General features: G+C 71.8%; 6 protein-coding genes. 4 read left to right on the forward strand and 2 right to left on the reverse strand.

Annotated elements, in window-relative coordinates; translation table 11 throughout:
• Nucleotides 1-435: amidohydrolase family protein (locus AAHM41_RS38105; protein WP_342241854.1), on the reverse strand; the 435-nt coding region annotated here is incomplete at its 3' end.
• Nucleotides 432-1,325 carry a BadF/BadG/BcrA/BcrD ATPase family protein gene (locus tag AAHM41_RS38110; RefSeq protein ID WP_342241855.1) on the reverse strand — a complete coding sequence of 298 codons (894 nt, stop codon included), beginning with the start codon at nucleotides 1,323-1,325 and terminating at the stop codon, nucleotides 432-434. The genes AAHM41_RS38105 and AAHM41_RS38110, both read right to left, overlap by 4 nt.
• Before the next feature lie 173 nt (nucleotides 1,326-1,498).
• Between AAHM41_RS38110 and AAHM41_RS38115 the strand changes: the two genes are divergently transcribed.
• The 4 genes from AAHM41_RS38115 to cysQ all read left to right on the forward strand — a co-directional run bounded on the left by AAHM41_RS38115 (nucleotide 1,499) and on the right by cysQ (nucleotide 6,038).
• Complete coding sequence (locus AAHM41_RS38115) at nucleotides 1,499-2,353, forward strand: MurR/RpiR family transcriptional regulator (protein WP_342241856.1); 855 nt, start codon at nucleotides 1,499-1,501, stop codon at nucleotides 2,351-2,353.
• A gap of 202 nt (nucleotides 2,354-2,555) precedes the next feature.
• Nucleotides 2,556-3,695 carry an acyltransferase family protein gene (locus tag AAHM41_RS38120; protein ID WP_342241857.1) on the forward strand — a complete coding sequence of 380 codons (1,140 nt, stop codon included), beginning with the start codon at nucleotides 2,556-2,558 and terminating at the stop codon, nucleotides 3,693-3,695.
• Nucleotides 3,696-3,888: 193 nt separating this feature from the next.
• A complete protein-coding gene (locus tag AAHM41_RS38125) occupies nucleotides 3,889-5,262 on the forward strand; it encodes an aminotransferase (RefSeq protein ID WP_342241858.1) in 1,374 nt (457 codons plus the stop codon).
• Entirely contained in the window at nucleotides 5,262-6,038 is a 777-nt protein-coding gene (gene cysQ / locus AAHM41_RS38130) for a 3'(2'),5'-bisphosphate nucleotidase CysQ (protein WP_342241859.1), read from the forward strand. The genes AAHM41_RS38125 and cysQ overlap by 1 nt, the downstream gene beginning before the upstream one ends.
• Nucleotides 6,039-6,122 lie beyond the last annotated feature (84 nt).

The following is a 6,122-nucleotide window of genomic DNA, read 5'->3' on the forward strand; positions in this document are numbered from 1 at the left end:
CCCCCCCAGGGGCGCGTGCGCGGGGGGTTGGGCGCGGGGGGGGGGGGCCCCCCCCCGGTCCGGGCTGATGAACGGCCCCTCCAGATGCACGCCCAGCACCCGGGCCTCGCCCGGCCGCCGTCCCGCGACGACCCGGCCGGCGCCGTCCAGCGCCGTCTCGATCTCCTCGACCGGCGAGGTCATGGTGGTGGCCAGCAGCGACGTCGTGCCGTGCCGGGCATGGGTGCGGGCCAGGGTGCGGATCGAGGCCTCGCCTTCCATGGCGTCGGCGCCACCGCCGCCATGGCAGTGCAGGTCGATGAAGCCGGGGACGATCATCGGGCCGTCCTCCACCCCTGCGGCCGGCTCGACGCTGCGGATATGGCTGTCGAAGCCGATGCGACCGGCGACCCAGCCGTGCGGCGTCAGGATGCGGCCTTCGAGGGACTTGGTCATGCGTCGCTCCAGGCTTCGCCGGGGGCCAGGGACCGGGCCAGCAGCACGGCGCCGTCGCGGGCGTCGCCCAGCGGCGGCCGCAGCCGGGCGGTGATGGTCGGGTCCATATAGGGGCGCAGCGGCGCCGCCAGGCTGCCGCCGGCGCAGAAGGGCAGGGTGCCGTCGGGATCCAGGGCGCGGGCCAGCCGGTCGACCTCGCGCCCGGCCTCGCGCATCAGCCGCACCGCGGCGGGATCGCCCTGCCCCGCCAGCCGGACCACGATCGGCGCCAGCGTGGCGTATTTGGTCGAAGGCGCCTGGTAGGTCCAGGACAGCAGCTCCGGCCCGGTGGCGCCGCAGGTCTCGAACATCGCCCGGTGCAGGGCCGAGCCGCCGGGCGGGTCGACGTCGCGGCCGTCCAGCAGCTGCAGCGCCTCGCCCAGCGCCTTCAGGCCGAGCCAGGCGCCGCTGCCCTCGTCGCCAACCGGGAAGCCCCAGCCGCCGACCTGGCGGGTGGTGCCGTCGGCGGTGAGGGAGCCGCCGACCGTGCCGGTGCCCAGCGCGATCGCGGCGCCGGGCTGGCCGCCATGCGCGCCCAGCGTCGTGGCATGGGCGTCGGAGCACAGGCGCAGGCGGGCGAAGCCGGGGGCCTTGGCGCGGAACTCGGCGCGCTTGTCCGGCCGGCCGGTGCCGGCCAGGCCGCAGGCAAGCACCGTGTCGGCATAGTCCGCCTCGACCACGCCGGCGGCGTCCAGCGCGGCGCGGATCTGGGCCCAGGCGCCGTCGACGCCGAGCGTCAGGCTGGACGGGCCGGCCGTGCCCTCGCCCAGCACGCGGCCGTCCGGATCGACGGCGCGGAGCCTGGTGCCGGTCGCGCCGCCATCGACGCCGATATGGATGCGGATCGCCATGCCCTGGTCCTGGATGCTGTCGCGCGGGGACGCTAGCAAGCCGCGCCGTCAGCGTCATCGCGCTAGATGGTCTATACCACTCGTGCGGCGGCCGGGCCACAGCGAATGGCGTTTCCCCGCGGCCGATTTCGAGATTATTGTTCCAAGAGTTGGAACGTTTGGAATGAACCCGCATGGCAGGGACGGAAGCGGCAACGGTCGAGCCGGCGCCGGACAGCTTCGAGGCGCTGCGCGGCGCCATCGCCGCCCGCTACCCGGCGCTGAGCAAACGGCTCAAGACCATCGCCGAATTCGCCCTGGCCCATCCCGACGTGATCGCGCTGGAGACGGTGGCGGTGATCGCCGCCAAGGCCGAGGTCCAGCCCTCGGCGCTGGTCCGCTTCGCCCAGGCGCTGGGCTTCGACGGCTTCTCCGAGATGCAGCGCCTGTTCCGGGCCCAGCTGGTGGAGCGGATGCCGAGCTACGAGGCGCGCATCCGCACGCTCGACGCCCGCTTCGGCGGGGCCGAGACCTCGTCCGGCCCGCTCAACGCCTTCATCGACATCTCCGTCGGCGCGCTGGAGCGTCTGCGCGGCGACGTCGACCCGGCGGTGTTCGCCCGGGCGGTCGACATCCTGGCGCGGGCCGACTGCATCCATCTGGCCGCCCAGCGCCGGTCCTTCCCGATCGCGGTCTATCTCTCCTACCTGCTGGCCCAGCTAGACCGGCCGGTGCATCTGCTCGACAATTTCGGCGGCATGCTGGCCGAGCAGTCGCGGGCGATCCGCCCCGGCGACGCGCTGTTCGTCGTCACCTTCCGCAGCTACGCCCCGGACGTGCAGGAGGTGGCGCGCCGGGCCCGCGCCGCCGGCGTGCCGATCGTCGCCATCACCGACAGCGATCTCAGCCCGGTCTACCCGATCGCCGATGCCTGTTTCGTGGTGCATGAGGGCGAGATCGACGCCTTCCGTTCGCTCTCGGCCACGCCCTGCCTGGCGCTGACCCTCGCCGTCGCGCTCGGCCGCCGGCATGAGGCGCAGGAGGGCTGACAAGGCCGGCTCCTCCGTCGTTCGGGTAACTCCATCCGCCTAGTGGCTGCCTTGCCCGATATTCCTATCCTGCCCGATCCTCGATCAAGCAACCGGGGATGTCGATGCGTACGGCCGCGGTGCCGTGCCGCTGCCCAGGAATCGGGTGACACGATGCCGGTCGTCGGTGGTGCGGCGGCGACCGGTCGCGATGGAGGCTCGTTTGCAGACACTGCAGCAGGCGATGGAGCAGCGGCAGAACAACTTCTATTTGTGTCGCATGATCGGCGCGCTGTTCATTGTCTTCGCGCATTCGATTCTGATCAGCGGTACGGAGCGGCACTATTCGGAGCATGATCCGGAATTCCGTTGGGCGCTGGTTCTCATGGGTAAGAACGCGCTGCGGCTCTTCTTCGTGTTCAGCGGCCTCATGGTGGCGATGAGCCTGGACAGAAGGTCCTCGCTCAGCGCCTATGCCGCAGCCCGGGCGATGCGGATCGTCCCGCCGCTGCTGCTGTTCGCCGCCGTCATGGTTTTCGTGATCGGCCCGCTGATGACCCACCTGGCGGTGCTCGACTATTTCAGTCGGCTGGACACGTGGCTCTTCCTGCCGAAGGCGGCGAGCGGCCTGTTCGTGCCCGGCCTGCCCGGCATGTTCGAGACCGTGCCGATGTCGGCCAAGGTCAACGTGTCGCTGTGGACGCTGGTCTATGAGGTCGCCTGCTACATCGTGCTGGCGCTGCTGTGGGCGGCCGGATGGCTGGCGCCTCGGCGATTGCCGCTGACCCTGGCCGCCATCGCCGGCCTCTATCTCGGCATCACCTTCGGCACCGATCTCCGCCGGGCAGAGCCCGTCGAAGCCATGGCCTGCTTCGGCATCAGCTTCATGATCGGCGTCGCAGTCTACCATTACCGCCGCTGGATTCCGGTGTCCCTCTGGCTGGTGGCGTCGTTCGGCGGCCTGACCGTGCTGGTGCGGGGCACGCCGTGGGCGGAGCCGGCCTCGATCCTGACATGCACGTCGGCCGGGCTGTGGCTCGCCCTGGTTCCAAAGGGCTGGATTCTCGGCTACAGCCGGGTCGGCGAGCTGTCCTACGCCGCCTATATCTGGCATTGGCCGATCGGCCAGATCCTGATCAGCCTGTGGCCCGGCCTCCTGTGGCCGCAGCTCTTCCCCCTGATGGTGCTGATCACCCTGCCGGTGGCCTTTTTGTCCTGGACGCTGGTGGAGCTGCCGGCACTGCGCTGCGTCTCGGCGACGGCGATCCTGATCCGCCGGATGGCGGAGGCGCTGCGGCTGGTGTCTCCGCGCGTGCCGCCGCCGGCGAATATGGCCGCTTCGCCGGGCGGCAGCGCGCGCTAGGGAAACCGCGCGGCGGCTTCGGGTCGGCGAGCGCCTTCATCCGTGACCTCCGCCGGACCACCGGCGTGACGCCGCAGCGCTGCTTCCGGCGCGCGGCGCCCCGCTCCGGGCCTGCCATGCGCGAAACGCCCGGGACGGACGCCTTGCCTTTCGGTAACGATGGCGGACGCCAACGAACAGCCGGAGGACGTCCGTGATCCCCAACTCCACCGCCGCGCGGGACGTCGCCTACCTGCTGCACCCCTACACCAATCTCAGCGCCCATCGCGAGACCGGGCCGATGGTGATCAGCCGCGGCAAGGGCATCCACGTCTATGACGAGGAAGGGCGCGAATACATCGAGGGGCTGGCCGGCCTGTGGTGCGCAGGGCTCGGCTTCGACCAGGAGCGGCTGGTCGAGGCCGCGACGCGGCAGATGCGGCAGCTGCCCTTCTACCACGCCTTCGGCGGCAAGGTGCCGGACGTGCTGGTCGACCTGGCCGAGGCGCTGATGGCGATCGCGCCGAAGCCGCTGGAGCGGGCGCTGTTCGTCAATTCCGGCTCCGAGGCCAACGATCTGGCGGTCAAGATCGCCTGGTACGTCAACAACGCGCTGGGCCGGCCGGAGAAGAAGAAGATCATCGCCCGCCGCAAGGCCTATCACGGCGTCACCGTGATGTCGGGCAGCCTGACCGGCCTGGCCTACGCCCAGGACGGGTTCGACCTGCCGGTCGGCCGGGTGGTGCATGTCGACACGCCGCACCATTATCACGGCGCCGAGCCGGGCGAGAGCGAGGAGGACTATGCCACCCGCCTGGCCGTGCAGCTGGAGGCGACGATCCAGGCCGAGGGGCCGGAGACGGTGGCCGCCTTCATCGCCGAGCCGGTGATGGGCGCGGGCGGCGTGATCGTGCCGCCGCGCACCTATTTCGAGAAGGTGCAGGCGGTGCTGCGCCGGCACGACATCCTGTTCATCGCCGACGAGGTGATCTGCGGCTTCGCCCGCACCGGCAACTGGTTCGGCTGCGACAGCTTCGGCATCCGGCCGGACATCATGACCGTGGCCAAGCAGCTGTCGGCCGGCTTCCTGCCGATCGCGGCGACGCTGGTCTCCGGCCCGGTCTACGAGGCGCTGGTGGCGGGCAGCGACAAGCACGGCATGTTCGGCCATGGCAACACCTATGGCGGCCACCCGGTGGCCGCGGCGGTGGCGCTGGAGACGCTGAAGATCTACCGCGAGATGGACATCGTCGACCGCGTTCGGCGGGTTGGCGCGGCGCTGCAGGAGGGGCTGCGTCGTCATGCCGGCCATCCGCTGGTCGGCGAGGTGCGCGGCCTCGGCCTGATCGCCGGGGCCGAGCTGGTGGCCCACAAGGCCGCCCGGACCAATTTCGACAAGGCCCGCGGCATCGGCGCCGGGCTGGTCCGCCGGGCCCAGGCACATGGCCTGCTGACCCGCGCCCTGCCGGGCGACGTCATCGGCTTCTGCCCGCCGATGATCATCGACGAGGCCGGCGTGGCGGAAATGCTGCAGCGCTTCAGCCTGGCGCTGGACGAGACCTGGTCGGCGCTGCGCGAGGCCGCGTGATGGCGGCCGATGCGCTGCCGCCGGTCGAGGCGGTCGTCGATCTGGCCCGTCGCGCCGGCCGGGTGGTGCTCGAGATCTACAACAGCTTCGACGGCACCACCCTGCGCAAGGACGACGGCAGCCCGGTCACCGCCGCGGACCACGCCGCCGAGGCGCTGATCCTGCCCGGCCTGCGCGCCCTGCTGCCGGGCGTGCCTGTGGTGGCGGAAGAGCATTGCGCCGCCCACGGCATTCCGGCCGCGGCCGATCGCTTCTGGCTGGTCGACCCGGTCGACGGCACCAAGGAGTTCCTGCGCCGCAACGGCGAGTTCACCGTCAACATCGGCCTCGTCGTGAACGGCATCCCGGTGCTGGGCGTGGTCGAGGCGCCGGCCTTCGACCGCCGCTTCTGGGCGGCCGGCGGGACGGCGTGGCAGCAGCAGGGCGACGAGGCGCCGCGGCGGATCGCCGTGCGGCCGACGCCGGCGGAAGGGCTGGTGGTGCTGACCAGCCGGTCGCATCGCGACGACCCGAAGCTGGACGCGGCGCTGCAGGGCCGCCGGGTGGCGGAGCGGCGGGTCCTCGGCAGCTCGCTGAAGATCGCGCTGATCGCGGCGGGGGAGGCGGATCTCTATCTTCGCTTCGGCCCGACCATGGAATGGGACACCGCGGCGGCCGATGCGGTGCTGCGCGCCGCCGGCGGCGGCATCGACGACACGGCCGGCCGCCCGCTGGCCTATGCCAAGCCGGGCTTCGCCAATGCCGGCTTCGTCGCGCGCGGGGCCGCGGTCGACTGATCCCGCAGCCGCGCGGCAAGGCTGGCGCCCAAAGCAAAACGGGCGGGCCCCCCCCGGGGGCGGGCGGGTTTGTTGTTCGGGGCG

This window comes from Inquilinus sp. OTU3971 (assembly GCF_038440215.1).

What these genes read in the sequence shown, in the direction of transcription:
- AAHM41_RS38115 (WP_342241856.1), top strand. Translation starts at nt 1,499, where the DNA reads ATGGCAGGGACGGAAGCGGCAACGGTCGAGCCGGCGCCGGACAGCTTC.
- cysQ (WP_342241859.1), top strand. Translation starts at nt 5,262, where the DNA reads ATGGCGGCCGATGCGCTGCCGCCGGTCGAGGCGGTCGTCGATCTGGCC.
- AAHM41_RS38110 (WP_342241855.1), bottom strand. Translation starts at nt 1,325, where the DNA reads ATGGCGATCCGCATCCATATCGGCGTCGATGGCGGCGCGACCGGCACC.